Origin of the sequence: Streptomyces sp. NPDC127092 (assembly GCF_042722475.1) — a bacterium.
Lineage (GTDB): Bacteria > Actinomycetota > Actinomycetes > Streptomycetales > Streptomycetaceae > Streptomyces.
This window is the reverse complement of the sequence record NZ_JBHXFE010000029.1, coordinates 14973-32742: the sequence shown is the minus strand read 5'-3', so window position 1 is coordinate 32742 and position 17770 is coordinate 14973. Positions and strand designations below refer to the sequence as shown.

Below are 17770 nucleotides of genomic sequence, written 5' to 3'. Positions count from 1 at the left end.
TGCGAGGCCGCGTGGGCCTCGCTCAGAGGGGAGCCTCGCCCCTTCGGCTTCGCCGGCGACGCGTTCCGCAGCCTCGCCCAGCTGGCCGTCGACCTGTGGGACCAACTGGAGGGCCGCAACCCGCTGGTCCTCGACGACGCGGGACGCATCCGCCTCGACGGCTGGGAACTCGATGACCACGCCCAGCAGCGGGCACGGGAGCCGTGGGCGGATCCCGGGAGCGGACTGCTCACCGCGCGCGGGGGGCGGACTGGTTCATGGCCCAGGCATCCGGCAGCATCGGCTGGTTTGTGGTCAGTCAGGCCGGGCGGGGGCCCGTAGTTCGATCTTGTATCCGCCGTCGGGAGTGGGTCGGGTGGTGAGGGTGCCGTCGAGTAGTTCGGCGCGTTCCTTCAGGCCGATGAGGCCGTGGCGGGCGCTGGGCAGGGCGACGGTCGGGCGGGTGGGGGCGGTGTTGGTGACGGTGACGCCGAAGTGGTGTGCGTCGTGCCAGCGGCGTACGTCGGCGCGGGCTCCGGGTGCGTGCTTGCGCACGTTGGTGAGGGCTTCCTGGACCGTGCGGTAGACGGTGCGCTGGGCGGTGGTGCTGATGCCGGGAGGAAGCTCTCCGGTCAGGGCGGTCTCGATGCCGCTGTTGGCGATGAGCTGCCGGAGGTCGGCGAGGGTGGGCTGGGGGGGGTGAGTTCGGTTTCCTTGCCGCCTGAGGCGCGCAGCAGGGTGACCGGATAGAGGGGCCCGGCTCGCTGGCCCACGCTGTCGCCTCGTCGCGCAGCGTGTAGGCGGGGGAACATCACTAGCCGCACCGCAGCCCGTACGAGCAGATCCGCCAGGTACCCGGCGGGCTCGGGTTGCTGCTCGCGCCCGGGGCGCCGCCGCAGCTCCTCGACATCACGGGCATCGAACCCGTGGACGAGCTAAGCGTCGGCGCCGAGCGGTTCGGCCGCGTCCTCACTGACGCCGTCCAGCACCGCGTCCGCGCCGCCGGCGGGAGGGTAGGGGCGTACCTGTCCGGCGGGCTGGACTCCTCGGCAGCCGTCGTGCTTGCCGCCGAGGCCGGGACCGTCCACGCGGTCACGTACACCGACGGCTACACCAGCGGCGAGGACATGGCCTTCGCCGCCCGCGTCGCCACACACACCGTCGCCCGGCACACGGTCGCCACCGGCAGCGACGAGCAGCTGCCCTTCGGCTTCCTCGCGGGACAGCCGACCGGGACGGAGCCGATGCTGGAGGCGGCGAAGTACGCCATGGACACCGTCCACCTGAACCCCGTACGAGGACTACCGCTCCACCTGACCGGGCACGGCGGGGACATCGTGCTCGACGCCTCCAGCTCCTGCTGGGTCCGCCTCTCAAGAGCCTGGCGATCTCCCGGCTGGCCGCCCAACACGACGAGATCGAACGTCTGCGCAAGCAAGCGGCGGTCCATCACAACGTCCGCCCACTGCCCGCCCCCGATCAGCACCACCCCCTTCGGCTCGTGCAGTTGACACCGATGGGTGGGCGGAGAGGATGCGCCTACGGCTTGCCCTCTCCACCCGTCTCTGCTGGTCGTACACGCTCACCGCCTTGATGAAGGCGGATAGCCTCGACCCTCACCGCTCCCTGAGGTGGGGGTCGAGGGCATGAGCTCTGGACCTGACCTTCTATTCGGTGCGCAGGGCCGTGGCGGTTCGGGCCCTGGCTGCCCAGCCGGCGGGCAGGAGCGCCCCCAGGGTGGCGATGAGCAGGCCGCCGAGTGCGAGCGGAAGCAGTTCGGCCGCGTGGTAGACGGTGATGACGGAACCTGGGAGGCGGAGCCCCACGCTCTCGCCCATCGCGGGAATGACCCAGCCGTGCAGGGCTACGCCGAGCGGCACGCCCAGACCGCCCGCGACCAGGCCGGTCACGACGACCGAGGTGAGGACCATCGCGATGGTCTGCCGGGGGGTCATACCCAGCGGCTTGTGGACACCGAGCTCCCGCACGCGCTCGCGGGTGTCGAGCAGCACGCCGTTGAGCACGCCGAGCGCGGCGACGGCGACGAGCATCAACGTGAGGATCGCGGACAGCGCGTTGAGCGTGACGACCATGTCGCTGCCGGCGTCGAGCCCGCCGGCCCGGGCGGTGACCTCCAGCGGTGCCAGGTCCTTGTTCAGCGCGTCGACGTAGCCAGTCACGTCGGTGCCTGGCACGACCGCGATGTGATGGCTCGTCTCCGTCAGGTCGGGATGTGCGGCCGTGAGGGTCGAGGCGTCGGCGAAGACCTGCATGCCGTCGTTGCGGGGGTCGAGGACCTCACCGACGATCCGGACCGTGACCGGCTCGGCCAGGCCGTTCAGGGTGATGGCGTCGCCGATGCGGGCACCGGTGGCGGCCAGGAAGGGAGTGGGGACCACGGCCTCGCCGGGCCTCTGGATCCAGCGGCCCGAGACCATCGTGTAGCCGCCCCAGGAGGCGTCGCCGGTGAAGGCGTTCACGTCGATGGTGCCGGTCAGGCCGGCTACGGTCGCCCGTACGGTCGCGGTGCTGTAGTACTTCCCTGTTCCGGCCGCGGCCTTGATGGCTGCGGCGACCGCGGCGGGATCGGTCCTGGGCTGCTTCTCGTGGCCGGCGCCCTGGGTGCCGAAGTCCGGCAAGGGCGCGGGCACGGTGACATCGGCGGCGTCGTGTGCCCTGGCTTTCATCACCTGGTCGAGCGAGGCGCCCATCCCCACGGTGAACGTGACGGCGACGGCACCGAACAGGACCGCCGTGCCCATGGCCAGCGCGCGGGCGGGCCGCGCGAAGGGCCGGGCCAGGCCCAGGGCGACCGGCTGCGGCAACGGCAGCTCTCCGGCCAGGCGGGCCGCCCAGCGGCCGTGCCCCGCCGAAGCGGAGCGCCCGACGGCGAGCGCGTCGACCGTACGCAACCGCCCGGCCCGCCAGGCACTCGCCCACGCGGTCGCCGCCACCAGGCCGAGCACCCCGGCGATCACCGCCAGGTCGACCCAGGGGGCGATGGCCAAGGAGGAGGTGCCGTAGACCTCCTCGGTCTCGGCCAGTACGGGGACGGCGAGCAGGTGGCCGGCGAGGACACCGAGAGCCGTGCCGACGGTGGCCGGGATCAACGCTTGGCCCACGTAGGCGCGCACGACCTGGGCCGGGGTGAAACCGACGGCCTTGAGGATGCCGATGCGGCGCGTTCCCGAGCCGACGGCCGACGCGACGACGTTGCCGACAATGAGCACCGACATGACCAGGCCCAGGGCGCCGAACGCGATAAGGAACGGGACGTAGACAGCGGTGTCGCGCTCTGCGGTCTTCTTGACAGTGAGCCAGGACTGTTCACCGACGGCCGCTCCCGGCGGCAGGGATTGCGTCACGGCCTTGCCACCGGCGGTGATCTGCGCTGCGTTGCCTGCGTCGGTGAAACGGTAGAGCATCTGGTAGCCGCCGCTGCCAGGCGCGGTGAGCGCCGGCATCTGGGACGGAACCACCCAGGCGTCAGCGGTCTGTGTGACCGAGCGGGCCACACCGACCACCGTCAGTGTCGGACCGGCGGGCAGATCGGAGAAGGCGATCTTCATGCCCATGGTCGGGAAGAGCGAGGAGTCGGCGGACAGCACGATCTCGCCGGAGTGCGTGGGCCACCGCCCGTCGAGCAGTGCCACCTCGTCCACGTCCCGGCCGGGATCGCCCCGTCCGACCACGGTCATCGGCCACGCGGGGCCGCCCACCCCCTCCGGGCGCGGGGTGACCGTCGCCGTACGGAACGGCCCTGCCGCACCGCTCACCCCTTCGGCGTCCTTGGACTTCGACAGCTGCCCGGCGCTCACCTTGCCGGCGTCGAACTGCACGGACAGATGCGCGCCGTGCTGCCTGGCGAAGGCGTCGTCGAAGGGCGCGCCGGAAACCACGAGCAGCGATCCGCCGAGGACGGAGGCGGCCACCGCCATCATCGTGGCGAGCCCGATCACCAGCGTCTGCACCCGGCGTCGTCCCACCCCCGAGCGCACCACCTTGCCGAGCGCGCTCATCGGACGGCCTCCGACGCGCCGGCCCTCGACCGGACGTCTTCGATGATCCGGCCGTCGGAGATCCGGACCGTACGGTTCGTGCAGGACCGTGCCAGCGCCAGGTCGTGGGTGACCACGACGATGGTCTGACCCTCGGCATTGAGGCTGGCGAGCAGCCTGCTGACGTCCTGTCCGGCGGCCGTGTCCAGGGCTCCGGTCGGCTCGTCGGCCAGAAGCAGCGCCGGCCGGTTCATCAACGCCCGGGCCACCGCGACGCGCTGCCGCTCGCCGCCGGACAGCCTCCCCGGGTATGCGCGGGCATGCCGGTCGATGCCCAGCAGTTCCAGGAGTTCCGCCGTCCGGCGGTCGGCCTCGCCACGTGCCATACCCGCGAGGCGCGCGGGCAGGACGACATTGTCGGTGACGGTCAGATCGTCGAGCAGGTTGAAGAACTGGAAGACCATGCCGATCTTCGACCGCCGGTACAGCGCCGATCCGGCCTCGCCCAGCTGATCAACCCGCACCCCGTCCACGGTGACGATCCCCGTGTCGGGCCGGTCCAGGCCCGCGATCAGATTGAGCAGCGTGGACTTGCCACTGCCGGAAGGGCCGAGGATCGCGACGGCCTCGCCGGGCTGCACGGTCAGCGACGCCTCGTGCAGAGCGGGCGGGCCGTTGTCGTATCGGCGGCTCACCTCGCGCAGTTCGATCAACGGCACGGTCATGAAGGGCTCCTCGTGTACGGACAGTTGGCTGAGTGAACGCTAGGAGCAGGCCCGGCCCCGACGCGTCGCCCGCTCGAACCCATTGCGGTACCGCGCTGAACTGAGCCCCAGAAACGTCATCCCTGCGATGTAGGCGGGTGATGTATCCGGTGTGGCGGAAATGACCACGGGGAAGGACTCCGCGGGTCCGATCGGCGGCGAGAATGAACCGGTGACGGACGTACGTACGACGCTGGAGAGGCTGCGGGAAGCCACCCGCCAGACGGTCCGCGACGCAGGGCTTCCGAGCGGTCCACCGCTGCGGCCCACCCGGCGCGCCTGGCAGCTCGACGCGCTGGTGGCACTGGCACTCGGCATCGCCACCGTCCACTACGGCATCGACAACGTCGGCGTCGTCGTGGTGCGTGAGATCGCACCCGGCGTGGAGCACGTCATGCCGCGCCCGTCCGGCCCCGGCGGCCTGGCCTTCATGGTGGCCCTCGCGGTCATCGCCTCGGGAGCCCTGGCGTTGCGCCGCCGCTACCCGCTCGCCGTGCTGTGCGTCGTGACGGCCGCGACACTGGCCACGCCGCAGAGCGTCCTGCGGCTGACTTTCTACGCGTTCGTCATCGCCGTCTACAGCGCCGCCGTGTACAGCCCGTACCGGGTGGCGACCCTGGCGGCGCTCCCGGTGTCGGTCGTCCTGGTCGGCACCTCGGGGAACCCGGTGACACCGATCATCCCGAACCAGTACGTCGTCCTGCTGATCCTGGTCCCGATGGCCGTGGCCGCCCTCGGGCTGCGTACCTGGAAACTCCGGACCGACGAGGGCCGCACCCGGCTCTCCACCCTGGAACGGGAACAGGCCGAGGCGCTGCGCCGGGCCGTCGAGCATGAGCGGGCCAGGATCGCCCGCGAACTGCACGACGTCGTCACGCACAGCGTCAGCGTGATGATCATCCAGGCGGGCGCGGCCCGCAAGATCATGAAATCCTCCCCCGATGAGGCCGACGAGGCGCTGCTCGCGGTCGAGGCGGGCGGGCGGGCGGCCATGACCGAGCTTCGCCACGTCATGGGACTGCTCACCATGGCCGACGAGGGCGAGCGAACCGGCGGGGATGCGCACCTGGCCAATACGGTGGCGGAGTTGGCCCCGCAACCCGGCCTGGGCCAGCTGGAAAAGCTGGTCGGACGGGTCCGGGACACCGGACTGCCCGTCGACCTGACCGTGACCGGCCCGCCCCGGCCCCTCCCGCCCGGCCTTGAACTCGCCGCCTACCGCGTGGTCCAGGAAGCCCTGACCAACACCGTCAAGCACGCCTCCGGCGCCACCGCAGCCGTGACCGTGGAATACGGCCCGGACCGGCTCCGGGTCGAGATCACCGACACCGGTGGACACCCGAACGCGGACGCAACCACCGGAAACGGCCGGGGCCTGATCGGCCTGCGCGAGCGCCTCGCCGTCTACGACGGAACCCTGAACACCGGCCGCCGCCTGACAGGCGGCTACCGTGTGGAGGCCCTGATCCCCTTGGAGACACCGTGACCGAGCCGCTGCGGGTACTCCTCGCCGACGACCAGACCCTGGTCCGTACCGGATTCCGATTGATCCTCAGGGCCGACGGCATCGACGTCGTCGCCGAGGCGACCAACGGAACCGAAGCGGTCGAAGCGGTCCGCCGCACCCGGCCCGACGTTGTCCTGATGGACGTCCGGATGCCCGAGATGGACGGCCTGGAGGCCACCCACCGCATCCTCACCGGGGCACCCGACCAACCTCGCGTCATCATCCTGACCACCTTCGACCTCGACCGATACGTCTACGCGGCACTGTCCGCCGGGGCCAGCGGCTTCCTCCTCAAGGACGTCACCCCCGAGCAGCTGACCGCGGCCGTCCGCACGGTCCGTACCGGCGACGCTCTCCTCGCGCCCGCCATCACCCGCCGCCTCGTGCAACGGTTCACCCAGCGCGGCGGCGACACCGCCGCCCTCCACCGCGACCTCACCTCGCTCACCCGGCGCGAACTGGAGGTCCTCGGTCTGCTGGCCCGAGGACTGAGCAACGCCGAACTCGCCACCCGACTCCACTTGGCCGAGGCGACTGTCAAGACGCATGTCGCCCGCATCCTCGCCAAGCTCGGACTCCGTGACCGTGTCCAGGCCGTCATCGTCGCCTACGAGACAGGTCTGGTCAGTATCGGCGCAGGCGAGGGCGCCCAGCAGTCCACCGAGCAGACGTAGACCGAACCCGAGACCTGGACCAGCAGCCGGAACCTACTGACCTGAGTCGGAGATTCGTCGTTGGGTGGGCATGAGTCGTCCGGGCCCGAAGATTACGCCGTTGTCGGTCACTGATGCCAGCGGCTGTGCTGGAGAGCTGGCTACGTCGCCGGACAACGGCCCAGGCCCTGGCCCAGCGGTCGCGGATCGTACTGGAGTGCGCCGAGGGTCACTCGATCATGGAGGTGTCCCGCCGGCTGCGGACCACCCCGGACACGGTCCGCACCTGGCGGCGCCGGTTCCCCGAACGCGGCCTGGACGGCTTGTGCGACGACCCCAGGCCCCGGCGTCCCGATGAAGATCACCGACGCCGACGTCGAGCGGGTCATCGCCAAGAGCCTCGAGGAGACCCCGAAGAACGCGACCCACTGGTCGACGAGGTCGATGGCCGCGGCAACGGGCATGTCGCAGTCGACCGTCTCGCGTATCTGGTGGACGTTCGCGCTGGCCCCGCACCGGTCGCAGACGTTCAAACCGTCGACGGACCCGTTGTTCATCGACAAGATCCGCGATGTCGTCGGCCTCTGTCTCGACCCGCCGGAGAAGGCCCTGGTGTTCTGTGTGGACGAGAAGTCACAGATTCAGGCCCTGGACCGGTCCCAGCCGGCCCTGCCGAGGGTGCCCGGCGTACCCGAACGCCGCAGCCACGACTGCGTCCGGGCCGGCACGACCACCCTGTTCGCCGCCCTCGAGTACGCCACCAGCAAGGCCATCGGCTCGCTGCACCGCCGCCACCGGGCGACTTCTTCGCGCGTCCGTCGTAGACCACCAGTTCGGAGGCGTGGAGCAGGACGCGGACGGTCCGTCCGATCAGCCGGACCGGGACCGAGTGGCGGTTCATCCGGACGCAGATCTGGCTGTAGCGGTCAACCCGCGGTGTGGAGAGCCGGCCGGTCTCGAAGGGATCCTCCAGCAGCGGCTGTTCCGTCGCAAAAGTACTCAGCGATCGTGTGGGCCCGGGAACGGATGCGGGCGGTTGTCGTCCTCCTGGTCCCACCGGTCGACCATGGCGTTGAGCTCGGCAAGCGTGTCGACTTCGGGAACGGGGACGAGGTGGTTGCGTCGGAACCAGCCGATCTGGTCCTCGACTCCGCCCTTCTCATCGGCGCCGCGGATGCCGGGCTGGCAGTGGAAGGCACCCAGCCCGTAGTGCGACCGGAATGCGGTCCAGCGTGCGGCCTCCACCCGGCGGCGTGAGAGGCCCAGCCGCCTGGGCGACGGCGGCCCTAAGGTTGTCGTAGGTGGTGTGGTGACGAAATGGATCCTCAGCCGACCCGAGAAGCTATTCGCTCGTCGTCTCGTGAACATTTACGGGCCTCAGATCTGCAGGCTTCCTGGGCGGGCGGTAGCCCCGTCATGAGTGCTCGCCGAGGTGTGCTCATGACGAGTCGGTGCGGGCTACGCGTTGGGCGGCCGTAGCTTGCCCGGTGGCAGCGGTGGGCCGAGGAGTTGCATCGCGAGCGTGCGGTGTGCGGTCGCGCAGGGTGCGCACGGCGGCTGGCCGCGTGCCGGGTGGTCGGGGCTCGCCGTCGCGCCGCGGGAGGGCCCGGTGGGGGCATCGGTGGTGTTCCCACGACTCGTTGGGCCCGCTGCTGCACCTTGGGGCAGAGTCCGTCGATGTCGTGGCGGACTTCGCGATGACGATCTCCGAGCCGGGCAGTCTTAGAGGTCGTTTCAGCTGGCTTGATCACTAGGCTGACGGCCGTGATAGCGATGGTGGAGCGTCTGGTGCCGGATGGGTTGGGGGAGTTGTTCCAGCGGGTGGTTCGGCTGCTCCAGTACGACCCCAGAGCGGTGGCCGGCGAAGGTATGGAGACCGGCTCGTGCTGGCGGCAAACGTGTTCGCAGCCACGACAGGCTGCTCGTCGGTGATCCGTCGGGCGGACCACTTGTGCTCACGCCGCTATGCCTCGACCTGTTGGATCACCTCGGGCGGCGTCGCGGTCGGGCTGCTGTGCGGTGTCGAGGGGCGGTCCTGAAGACCGGCCGCGCCATATCGCCGCCATCGGTTGACCCACTTGGACGCGCACGTACGCGAGATACCCATCTCGGCTGCTACGTGAGCGATCGGTCGGGTCCGACACCGAGCAATCAGGTGGCGCCGCCCCTCGGGGCTGAGCGGGGCGTTGCGATGCACCCTGAGCACGTCCACTCTCGTCGGTGACAGGGTCATGCCGTGGTCGGACGGTCGCGTTGCATCTCGCATAGCTGCCAGATGGTGCTGCGGGTGGTGTCGTCCAGGACGGCATCGGGCCACGGGGTCGGCTTGGCCCTGCTGTTGAAGTAGACGCCATTCGTTTTGCGCTCCTCGGGGCTGGAGGCGAGGTACACGCTGGATCGCGTGGCCCTCAGCAGCGCCCGGTGGCCGTAGACGATGGGCATCGCCAGCCGCAGCAACGGGACGATCGGGCGGGCCAGTGGCGGATAGGTGCCGACGGTGAGGTTCTTGTTCATCGAGGTATAGGCGTGTCCGGGGTAGGCGACGTTCAGCGTCACCGGTGTGCCCGCAAGTTCCTGGGCGAAGCGGTAGCTCATCGCCATCTGCGCCAGCTTGGTCTGGTTGTAGAACGACAGCCCGACATAGGACTTCTCGCCCTGCAGGTTGTTGATGTCGATCTGCCCCCGGGGGATGCCGCCGGTGATGTTGATGACCCGGGCCTGCCCGGACGCGGTCAGGGCCGGCATCAGCCAGTGGGTGAGGCAGAACGGCGCGACCACGTTGACCGCGAACGCGGTCTCGATGCCGTCCTCGGTCACCTCGCGGTGGGAACGGGTCGCTCCGGCGTTGTTGATCAGCACGTCCACCACGCCGCCGGCCCGGCCGCCGGCCTCCTGGGCGAGGCGACGGACGTCGCGCAGCCGGGACATGTCGGCCGTGATCGCCGTGATGTCGTCATTCCCGCTGGTGTGACGAAGATCCGCCACGGCCGCGTCGGCGCGGCACTTATCCCGTCCGACGAGGATCACGCTCGCGCCGAGCGCGGCCAACTGTCGCGCGGTCTCTTTGCCGATGCCACCCGTGCTGCCGGTCACCAGGACGATCTTGCCTTCCACTGACACCACCCCACTCGCGACCTGTCACTTGGTGACATGATAGTCATCGAATGACGCAAAGTAGACTGGGTGCATGAGAGAGGGACTGCGCGAACGCACCCGCCGAGCAGTGCGGGCGGAGCTCGCCAAGGTGGCCATCGATCTGTTCGCCCGCCAGGGCTTCGACGAGACGACCGTCGAGGACATCGCCCGAGCAGCCGGCATGACCAAGCGCAGCTTCTTCCGTTACTTCCCGACCAAGGAAGACGTCGTCTTCGACGGCATCGACCTCACCGGAGAGAGCGTCGTCGCCGACATCGCGGCGCGACCAGCAGGCGAGGGGCCGTGGGAGTGCCTGCATCAGGTCCTGCAGGCTTGGCAGGAAGAGATCCACGCCAGTGAGCAGGCGCTCGCAACCATCCGCCTGATCGAGGCAACGCCCGCACTGGCCGGGCGACTCCACCAACGCAGAACCGAATGGCGCAGGCGGGTCAGCGATGCGCTCCAAGATCGGCCGGGGACCGACCTCGACCCGTACGCCGCGGACCTGCTCACCAACGCCGCCACGGCTGTACTCGACGCGGTATCAAGCCAATGGGCCCGATCAGACGGGAATGCGGACCGCCTCGCCCTGCTGGACCAGGGGTTCAATCAGGTCCACGTTGATCCCAGCCCGCGGCAGGTGTGACCCGCCTCCCCGTCATCAACGTCCCGCCCCGCAACGCCTAGACGCGGGCGAGAGGCTCGCTTGGGAGGACCGGGCACGGCGAATCGAGAGGCGCGGCAGGACGCGGCTGACTCGCGGCGCTGGCGGCCGACTGGGCCGAAGCGGACCGCGATCCGGGCTGCCCTGCGGCTGTCCGGATGGTCCACCGGATTGCCTGGACCGTTCCGGACGCTGTCCGAGGTCGAGCAGCAGCACGTTGCGCGCGTCGCTGGGGGCGCTCGCGGCCAGGTTGAGGCCGCGCTCGACCTGGCCGACCACCAGCGGCCCGTTGGCGAGCACGCACACGTGCGCGTGCGGCGATGGCTTTGTCGATGAGAACGGACAGCAGATGTTCATCACTTCGGGAGGCACCTGCTTCCGGCTCTGTTCGATGTTCCTGGCCGTGGCAGTACAGCTCCGGAGCGAGGTAGCCACGATGGGGTGTCAGCCCCTTCTGCCAGCATGCTGCTGTGACAGACACCCGTGATCAGCGTCCCGCCGAAGCCACTCTCGACTTCCTGCGCTCTGCGTTTCCACCGGAATGGCGCGAGTCGGCGCTCGGACATGAAGCCGTCGCGGACTGGGAGCAGGAGAACGGTGTGGTCCTCCCCGAGCCGTACAGGACGTTCATCGCGGAGATCAGCAACGGGTCCAGCCTCGGCCCCGCCGGCGACGGCGGTCTGCAGCCGCTCGGCTGGCTGCCCGACGGATGGCCCGACCTTGGCCCGCGGCAGCCAGGAGAACCGTTCCCCCTGGAAGCAGCCTGGCCCTGGGAGGACGACGCGAGCGTTGACCCTGAAGATGCCCGGATCGACGCCGCGTTCAACAAGGGATCCATCGTTCTCGGATCCGAGGACGGGCAGTCGTTCTGGCTCCTGCTGACCACCGGCCCCCGCCGCGGCGAGGTGTGGATGATCGCCGATGTCGGCGCCGTCCCGGCACCTGGCGATCGGGCATGGGGCTTCGAGGAGTGGGTGCGGCACTGGCACACTGGCAACGACTGGTGGGACTGAACGCTCCGTACTGACCCGCTGCAGGTCACGGGCTGTTCGAATCTCGGGTGCCTCCTAAAGTGGTGAACATTCGCTGTCCGTACTCAGGTCTGGCTCAGGTTCTGTGGTCTGGCCACGTTGAGTGACGGCAGAGGTCGTGGGGCAGGTCTGCGAGGTTGCCCGAAAATGCCTCTCCGTTCGGGTGGCTGGGATGACGGTTCGGGGCCGTGGATGACCTCGGGGTTTGGCTGAAGGATCTGTTGTCCCGTCCGGAGCGGATGTGGCGGTGCTGTCGGTGGACGTGAACATCGCGATAGTGCGTGTCGATGCCCGGTGCACGGCCGCTGGCGCGTCATGTCCGTTGTGCGGGAGGTGCTCGGATCGCGTTCACGGCTCCTACCTGCGGTTTCCTGCCGACGTACCGAGTGGCGGAAGGAGCGTGGTCCTCCGGCTGAGAGTGCGGCGGTTCACCTGCTCGAACGCCTCCTGTGGGCGGCGGACATTCGTCGAGCAGGTGCCAGGGCTGACGCGCCGCCACGGCCAGCGAACGGAACGGCTCCGCTCGACGCTCTCCGACATCGGGCTGGCCCTGGCGGGCCGGGCTGGCGCCCGCATGTCCCAGGGGCTCGGCGCCGGCGTCAGCCGGAGCACGGTCCTGCGCCTGGTCGGCGCGCTGCCCGAGCCTGATCTGCCCGTCCCGCGGGTGGTCGGTGTCGACGAGTACGCGACCCGCAAGGGACGGCACTACGGGAGCGTCCTGGTCGATGTCGAGACCCGACGACCAGTCGACCTGCTGCCCGATCGGGAGGCGTCCACCCTTGCCGCGTGGCTCGCCGAGCGGCCGGGCACCGAGGTCGTCTGCCGAGACCGGGCTCCGTTCTTCGCCGAGGGTGCGGCCGTCGGCGCCCCGCAGGCCGTCCAGGTAGTGGACCGGTGACACTTGTGGCACAACGTGGGCGAAGCCGCCGAGCGGGCCGTGGCCCAGCGCCGCCGCTGCCTGCAAGTCCTCGTCTCTACGGCCTCCGAGTCAGAGCCTGCGCCCGATCCAGAAGGCGAAAGGCCGTCCGGCTCGCTTTGGCCGACCGGCCACCGGTTCGCCGACCGCGTCCGGGCCCGGCACGGGGCCGTCCACGCGTTGCTGGCGGTCGGGCACAGCCACCGTTCGATCCAACGTCAGCTCGGCATGACCTGGCGCACGGTCAAACGGCCCGCCGACGCTGCGGCCCCGGAGGAGTTGTTCACCGGGCAGTGGCAGAACCGGCCCTCGGTCCTCGACGACTACAAGCCCTACCTGGACGACCGCTGGAGCGAGGGCTGCACCAACGCCTGGAAGCTGTGGGAGGAGATCGTGCCACTCGGCTACATGGGCAGCTACCAGCGCGTTCGCGCCTACCTGCACGACAAGCGCACCTCACCGCAGCCGGTGACCGCCCGGCCGCCCTCGCCCCGAACAGTCACCCGATGGGTCCTCAGCCGCCCGGAAACCCTCACCGAACCCGAACACCTCCAGCTCAAGACCGTCCGGACCCACTGCCCCGAGCTTGACGCCCTCACCCGCCACGTCCGCTCCTTTGCGACCATGCTCACCGAGCTCCAGGGCGAACGCCTGCCAGACTGGCTCGACGCCGTCCGGCAGGACAACCTGCCCAGCCTCCACACCCTCGCGGCCGGCATCGCCCGCGACCGCGACGCCGTCATCGCCGGCCTCACCCTGCCCTGGAACGCCGGAGTCGTCGAAGGCCACGTCAACCGGATCAAGATGCTCAAGCGCCAGATGTTCGGCCGTGCCGGCTTTGCCTTGCTCCGCAAGCGTGTGCTCCTTGCGCCGTGAACGGTGTCAGTGGCTGCTGAGATGCTGACCTTGGCTCGGTCAGCGGATATCAGGAGACACATATGGGCACGTGGGGAACAGGACCGTTTCAAAGCGACCTCGCCGACGACTTCAGGGACTGGCTCCACGGTCTGCCGCCGCAGGAAGCCGTGGCCGCCATCCAGGAAGCGTTCCAGCGAGTGGTCGACTCCGGCTCGGTTGTCGATGGCGAAGACGGAGCAGAGGCAGTGGCCGCCGCTGCCTACGCCATCGGCTACGCCGAGGGAAGCGATATACCCACGAACCCTGAGGACGCGCCGGAGGGGGTACTCCTCCAGATGCCAGAACCGGTGCGTGCCATGGCCCGCCAAGCTCTCCGCCGCGTCCTGGGTGATGGATCCAAACTCGCCCAAGGATGGGTGGATAGCAGCACCGCTGCGGAGTGGCGCCAAGAAGTTCAGCTTATCCTTCGCGCATTCGACCAGCTGTGATGACTCACCGTATCGGCACCACAAAAAAAAGGGCCAGATCCCGTACTCATGGACAAAGCCAGCGGGACGATCATCATGCACGGCGGTGCCTGGGCGCAGCCGGTGGCGCAGTGCCGGTAGTACGGGGCGCTGTGGCGCGAGGGCGGGGTGGTTGCTGCTTGGCCAAGCGGATGCATCTTGCTGGCGCTGTTTACCTACCCTGCATGCATGACAGACCAAGACCCGGATGACATTCGCCCCATCACGCTTGATCTGATCGGGCTGCTCACCAGTGTTATCAACCAAGGTGTCGAGGAGCCCGAACCCGAGTACATGGAAGCTTTCGGCTCCTTTGCGGTGAACCTGATGCCAACCATCGAGATCCCTGGGCCGATGACAGCTGAGCAGCTGAGCGACCGCCTCTCAGCTGAAATGACCAAGCACACAATCAAGCTGTTGTCGGCGTTCGCCTTCGTGTTCTCTGAACTCGGCCGTATCCATGATGAAGGCGTGCAAATGACGACGGCTGAGGTACTTCGACAGCTCTCGTTGGACGCGAGCCGCGAGGACCTTTAGCGAGGCTGCACGGGAACGACCACGTCTCGGGGCCGCCCAGCTCCCCCTGGCCTGTCCCAATGGTGTGCGGCAAGGACAGCGGGTCGTGGCTGCCAGTCGTGCGGACAGAGGTCGGTGTCCGTGCGGGCGGAGGTGTTCGCCGTCGCCGTCAGCTCACCTGTGCAGAAGCAAGGCAAATTGGCCGTATCTCGTCTGCCGTCCCACGATCCCACACAGGCTTAATGATGCTCCCGCGCCACGCACTGCGCGGGTGGGTGTGACGACAGCACGGGGGGACCATGGATCACACAGGCGGCGTCGGCATACCACCTCCCGGGACACCTTCCGGACCTCCGCCCCAGCTTCCGCCCCGGCCCCCGTCTCAGCCGCCTCCTCAGATACCGCCGATGCCGCTGCCTCCCCGCAGGGGAAAGCCGCTGGAACTCCGAGTCCAGCGGCAGATCCTGTGGGTGGGGTCGGCGGCAGTTCCGTTGCGCAATGTCACCTGGGTCGAAGTGTTCAGGCGGAAGCCCGCCTGGGGCAAGGCCGGCGTCTACTTCCTGCTGTTGGAGATCTTCGCTCTCTTGGTCTCCGCCCGGTTTGACTCCACGGACGGCGACGGCGGGGCGACTGCCCTGGGCGTCCCGACCCTTTTCACCCTGGTCGTTGTCGGCGTCGGCCTGCTTTGGTCGAGGAAGCCGGTGCTGGTCGTCGAGCGGAACAGCGGTTCCAGGGTGGTCCTGACGCTGCCGAACATGGATGAACTGCGGGCGATCGCCGGGCAGATCGTTTACGCGATCGACCACCCCGAATACGAGTTCTCCGCCGTCCTCGAGCAGCACAACACCACGAACAACTTCGGGTCCGTCGTCAACATGAACGGCGGCGAAAAGGTCATCGGCATCAACCACGGCACCGTCGTCCACAACGACGGCACCGCTCAGGACACCGAGCTCCAAGCCGCCTGACGGACCTCACCCGCCTCCTCAACGACCTGCGCCCCCTGCTCACCCCGGACCAGGCCCAGACCGTGGAGAACGCGCTGCCCGCGCTCACCCCCGACCGGGCCGCCCTGCGCGAGCGCGGCATGATCCTGGCGTCCGTCTCGCAGATCGCGGCGACCGTGGGCGAGGTGGGCCGGCCCGTCATGGAGGCGCTGGGGCGGCTGCTCGCGCTCCTGGGCTGACGGGCCAGCCCGTACGACAGCCGCACCAGCCAGGTGTCTGGGCAGAGATCACGGGAGCTGAGAACCTTGCCGGGACCCGGCCTGCGGTGGGTGACCAACACCGGCCCCCGGGTACGGCCCTTGATCAGCCGGGGCAGCAGGGCGTGGCTATGCTGCGGCGGATAACGCCGACTGGCGTGTGACCGGGTGCGCGTCGGCGGCGGTGATCAGTCTCCAGTCGTGCGGGTGCACGTCGGTGTCCGCGCGGGCGGCGACGTTCGCCGTCGCCTTGCCGCAGCGCTACGGCCCAGCCCGGGCCCGCCTGCTGGCGACGGTGTACCGGCCCGCGCTGATCCTGCGCACGATCGCCGCCGCCCTGGCCGCCGCGCTCTTCCCCGGCCTGCGCTGCTCGTGGTCCTGGCCGGCGCCGCGATGGAGCCTGTCGCGGCTGTGGTGGTTAGCCGGTGGGTTCCCGTGCTGGAGGATCCGGCTGGACTCCGTCGCCGAGGAGACGGCGAGCGTTGCGACCCTCGGTGCGGTGGGTGACCAGGACACCCCGGGCCCGCAGCTCTACGAGGTCGGGGAGGCGGACGCCGGGAAGCTCATCGAGGAGGTCTGCCTGGGCGGCGCGGACGCTCGTGAGGTTCTGCGGGCCCGCGCCAAGGGTGCGGCGGCTGGTCACGCTGATCATCGTACGGGCGGAGACGCGATCGACACTCGGCCTCGGTCTCGCTCTCACACGACGTACGGCCCGCCTCGACGGAGGCGGGTCGTACGCGTGCTCGGAGCGGGGGTTCAGAGTCTGGCTTTGAATCTCTGCAGGTGGCCGCTGTGCCGAGCTTGGATGCACCCCTGACGGTGGAGCTCGCACGACGTCGGCGCTCCGCTGGCAGCGTCTATTGCGGTAGCAGTTGATCGTTTCCCCAATATCCTTGCCAGGTGCAGCTGACCCTCTTGGACCGCGTCGATGAGACTGAGGCCATTGCCCTGGCCGGCCCCGACCCGGACGTTTTCCTGGTGTCCGGCGCAACCGTTGCCCTCGGTGCCACATCAACGGTCATCGTTGCGGAGGCTGGCGACGACCCTGCGGCCAGCGGGGTGTGGAATGCCGAAGAGTTCCGCCTGATCGGACCTGCTCCTGCTCCGATCGCGTCGAAGCTCATGGGGCCCATGAGCTTCAGCACAGCAGGGGCTCCGGCGGAGGCCACCCTCCACCTCTTTGTACGGCTCGATGACGTCTGCCTGTACCTCGGCGTGGTGCAGGTCTCGATGTGTGAAGCCAGCGAGGACGTACTCAGCCGCTGCGACCTGTGCATCAGCCCTCCGTTGAAACGCGAGATCCTCGACGTGGTGCGGCCTCCGGTCACGCTGACGCCTCTTCCGGACCTGGACTGGCTCAGCGACGTAGGAGCGAACCCCGGCAGGGCTCTGGAAGGCTTTGTCACCGGTTGGTACCCGGAGAGCAGCACACAGGCCCCGGACGTCGCCATGCCCGACTTCATCCCCAGGGCACTGGCTGGCTTCTATCGGCTGGCCGCGCGGAGGCCGGCCATGATGGGCGGCCACAACCGGATCGTGCCGATGCCTGAGTTGCGCGCGGAGGAGGGCGCGGAACTCCTTGTCTTCGGTGTCGAGTGCCAGGGAGGCTGGACTTGGTCGATACCCCGGACAGCGGGTGACACCGATGTTGATCCCTCCGTAAGGCTTGAGGACGCCCGCTTCGAGGACCGCCGTTCCGCGGCAGAACAAGAACCGCTGAGTAGATTCCTCCTGCAGTTCGCCTTGAAGGAAGCAGCGGTCACCGCACCTTACGGGGCCTATTCCTTCGACCTTCCGAGGCGATTCCTGCCGCAGCTTGAGAGCTGTCTGCAGCGCGTTCCCCTGCAGCCGTTCCTGGCACCGGTAGCGCCGACAGACCTCCTGGTTGCTTCTGGGCTTGTCGCCACCGTTACGCCTGGTTGGGACGAGGGCAAGGTCGAGGTCCGCGTTGGTGCTAGTCACCGGAGCGCACTGCACCGGCTCGTGCAGCTCGACATCCCTTGGCGGAGCTTCGATGGCTGACCCCTGCAACACGGCTT

At 69.1% G+C, this 17770-nt stretch carries 18 protein-coding genes and 4 pseudogenes; 13 read left to right on the top strand and 9 right to left on the bottom strand.

The annotated features are described in order from the left end of the window. Positions 1 to 294: 294 nt before the first annotated feature. Positions 295 to 722, bottom strand: a pseudogene (locus ACFWJO_RS23430) (ATP-binding protein); the annotation flags it as partial. Between the two features lie 126 nt (positions 723 to 848). Here ACFWJO_RS23430 and ACFWJO_RS23425 point away from each other — a divergent pair. Continuing rightward, positions 849 to 1490, top strand: coding sequence for an asparagine synthase-related protein (locus ACFWJO_RS23425; protein ID WP_386867978.1), 642 nt, complete (start codon positions 849 to 851; stop codon positions 1488 to 1490). A 156-nt stretch (positions 1491 to 1646) separates the two neighbouring features. Here the strand turns inward: ACFWJO_RS23425 and ACFWJO_RS23420 are convergent, their stop codons facing one another. After that, entirely contained in the window at positions 1647 to 3998 is a 2352-nt protein-coding gene (locus tag ACFWJO_RS23420; RefSeq protein ID WP_386867976.1) for an ABC transporter permease, read from the bottom strand. Continuing rightward, positions 3995 to 4702, bottom strand: a complete 708-nt coding sequence (locus tag ACFWJO_RS23415; RefSeq protein ID WP_386867974.1) for an ABC transporter ATP-binding protein — start codon at positions 4700 to 4702, stop codon at positions 3995 to 3997. The genes ACFWJO_RS23420 and ACFWJO_RS23415 overlap by 4 nt, the downstream gene beginning before the upstream one ends. Before the next feature lie 160 nt (positions 4703 to 4862). Here ACFWJO_RS23415 and ACFWJO_RS23410 point away from each other — a divergent pair, with 160 nt between their 5' ends. From ACFWJO_RS23410 to ACFWJO_RS23400, 3 genes and pseudogenes are all read left to right on the top strand, one after another. Beyond that, positions 4863 to 6227 carry a sensor histidine kinase gene (locus ACFWJO_RS23410; protein WP_386867972.1) on the top strand — a complete coding sequence of 455 codons (1365 nt, stop codon included), beginning with the start codon at positions 4863 to 4865 and terminating at the stop codon, positions 6225 to 6227. Then, a complete protein-coding gene (locus ACFWJO_RS23405; RefSeq protein ID WP_386867971.1) occupies positions 6224 to 6922 on the top strand; it encodes a response regulator in 699 nt (232 codons plus the stop codon). The genes ACFWJO_RS23410 and ACFWJO_RS23405 overlap by 4 nt, the downstream gene beginning before the upstream one ends. 113 nt (positions 6923 to 7035) lie before the next feature. Next, a pseudogene (locus tag ACFWJO_RS23400) lies at positions 7036 to 7197 on the top strand (helix-turn-helix domain-containing protein); the annotation flags it as partial. 257 nt (positions 7198 to 7454) lie between these two features. Here ACFWJO_RS23400 and ACFWJO_RS23395 read toward each other — a convergent pair. The 4 genes and pseudogenes from ACFWJO_RS23395 to ACFWJO_RS23380 all read right to left on the bottom strand — a co-directional run bounded on the left by ACFWJO_RS23395 (position 7455) and on the right by ACFWJO_RS23380 (position 10015). Then, positions 7455 to 7958, bottom strand: coding sequence for a hypothetical protein (locus ACFWJO_RS23395; RefSeq protein ID WP_386868083.1), 504 nt, complete (start codon positions 7956 to 7958; stop codon positions 7455 to 7457). Further along, entirely contained in the window at positions 7901 to 8146 is a 246-nt protein-coding gene (locus ACFWJO_RS23390; RefSeq protein ID WP_386867969.1) for a hypothetical protein, read from the bottom strand. The genes ACFWJO_RS23395 and ACFWJO_RS23390 overlap by 58 nt, the downstream gene beginning before the upstream one ends. A gap of 721 nt (positions 8147 to 8867) precedes the next feature. Beyond that, positions 8868 to 9134, bottom strand: a pseudogene (locus tag ACFWJO_RS23385) (helix-turn-helix domain-containing protein); the annotation flags it as partial. Then, positions 9131 to 10015, bottom strand: coding sequence for an SDR family NAD(P)-dependent oxidoreductase (locus ACFWJO_RS23380; protein WP_386867967.1), 885 nt, complete (start codon positions 10013 to 10015; stop codon positions 9131 to 9133). The pseudogene ACFWJO_RS23385 and the gene ACFWJO_RS23380, both read right to left, overlap by 4 nt. A gap of 73 nt (positions 10016 to 10088) precedes the next feature. Between ACFWJO_RS23380 and ACFWJO_RS23375 the strand changes: the two genes are divergently transcribed. From ACFWJO_RS23375 to ACFWJO_RS23340, 8 genes are all read left to right on the top strand, one after another. Next, positions 10089 to 10682, top strand: coding sequence for a TetR family transcriptional regulator (locus ACFWJO_RS23375; RefSeq protein ID WP_386867965.1), 594 nt, complete (start codon positions 10089 to 10091; stop codon positions 10680 to 10682). Between the two features lie 488 nt (positions 10683 to 11170). After that, positions 11171 to 11713 carry an SMI1/KNR4 family protein gene (locus tag ACFWJO_RS23370; RefSeq protein ID WP_386867963.1) on the top strand — a complete coding sequence of 181 codons (543 nt, stop codon included), beginning with the start codon at positions 11171 to 11173 and terminating at the stop codon, positions 11711 to 11713. A 259-nt stretch (positions 11714 to 11972) separates the two neighbouring features. Next, on the top strand, positions 11973 to 12629 hold the full coding sequence (locus ACFWJO_RS23365) for an ISL3 family transposase (RefSeq protein WP_386867961.1): 657 nt from the start codon (positions 11973 to 11975) through the stop codon (positions 12627 to 12629). Positions 12630 to 12875: 246 nt separating this feature from the next. Beyond that, positions 12876 to 13523, top strand: a complete 648-nt coding sequence (locus ACFWJO_RS23360) for a transposase (protein WP_386867959.1) — start codon at positions 12876 to 12878, stop codon at positions 13521 to 13523. Positions 13524 to 13585: 62 nt separating this feature from the next. Then, a complete protein-coding gene (locus ACFWJO_RS23355) occupies positions 13586 to 13993 on the top strand; it encodes a DUF4259 domain-containing protein (protein WP_386867957.1) in 408 nt (135 codons plus the stop codon). A gap of 207 nt (positions 13994 to 14200) precedes the next feature. Next, the gene (locus ACFWJO_RS23350; RefSeq protein WP_384414156.1) at positions 14201 to 14548 is read left to right on the top strand and encodes a hypothetical protein; all 348 of its coding nucleotides are present in this window, start codon (positions 14201 to 14203) and stop codon (positions 14546 to 14548) included. 386 nt (positions 14549 to 14934) lie between these two features. Further along, a complete protein-coding gene (locus tag ACFWJO_RS23345; protein ID WP_386867955.1) occupies positions 14935 to 15495 on the top strand; it encodes a DUF6232 family protein in 561 nt (186 codons plus the stop codon). A gap of 62 nt (positions 15496 to 15557) precedes the next feature. Then, positions 15558 to 15713, top strand: coding sequence for a hypothetical protein (locus ACFWJO_RS23340; RefSeq protein ID WP_386867953.1), 156 nt, complete (start codon positions 15558 to 15560; stop codon positions 15711 to 15713). On the opposite strand, the pseudogene ACFWJO_RS23335 reads toward ACFWJO_RS23340, so the two are convergent. Then, positions 15713 to 15853, bottom strand: a pseudogene (locus tag ACFWJO_RS23335) (site-specific integrase); the annotation flags it as partial. The gene ACFWJO_RS23340 and the pseudogene ACFWJO_RS23335 sit on opposite strands and share 1 nt — an antisense overlap. 296 nt (positions 15854 to 16149) lie before the next feature. Next, the gene (locus tag ACFWJO_RS23330; RefSeq protein ID WP_386867952.1) at positions 16150 to 16374 is read right to left on the bottom strand and encodes a hypothetical protein; all 225 of its coding nucleotides are present in this window, start codon (positions 16372 to 16374) and stop codon (positions 16150 to 16152) included. 257 nt (positions 16375 to 16631) lie between these two features. Here ACFWJO_RS23330 and ACFWJO_RS23325 point away from each other — a divergent pair, with 257 nt between their 5' ends. After that, entirely contained in the window at positions 16632 to 17753 is a 1122-nt protein-coding gene (locus tag ACFWJO_RS23325; protein WP_386867950.1) for a hypothetical protein, read from the top strand. Positions 17754 to 17770: the final 17 nt, after the last annotated feature.

Coding starts and splice junctions, on each gene's coding strand:
- ACFWJO_RS23375 (WP_386867965.1), top strand. CDS start 10,089: ATGAGAGAGGGACTGCGCGAACGCACCCGCCGAGCAGTGCGGGCGGAG.
- ACFWJO_RS23410 (WP_386867972.1), top strand. CDS start 4,863: ATGACCACGGGGAAGGACTCCGCGGGTCCGATCGGCGGCGAGAATGAA.
- ACFWJO_RS23360 (WP_386867959.1), top strand. CDS start 12,876: ATGACCTGGCGCACGGTCAAACGGCCCGCCGACGCTGCGGCCCCGGAG.
- ACFWJO_RS23355 (WP_386867957.1), top strand. CDS start 13,586: ATGGGCACGTGGGGAACAGGACCGTTTCAAAGCGACCTCGCCGACGAC.
- ACFWJO_RS23420 (WP_386867976.1), bottom strand. CDS start 3,998: ATGAGCGCGCTCGGCAAGGTGGTGCGCTCGGGGGTGGGACGACGCCGG.
- ACFWJO_RS23345 (WP_386867955.1), top strand. CDS start 14,935: ATGCCGCTGCCTCCCCGCAGGGGAAAGCCGCTGGAACTCCGAGTCCAG.
- ACFWJO_RS23415 (WP_386867974.1), bottom strand. CDS start 4,702: ATGACCGTGCCGTTGATCGAACTGCGCGAGGTGAGCCGCCGATACGAC.
- ACFWJO_RS23350 (WP_384414156.1), top strand. CDS start 14,201: ATGACAGACCAAGACCCGGATGACATTCGCCCCATCACGCTTGATCTG.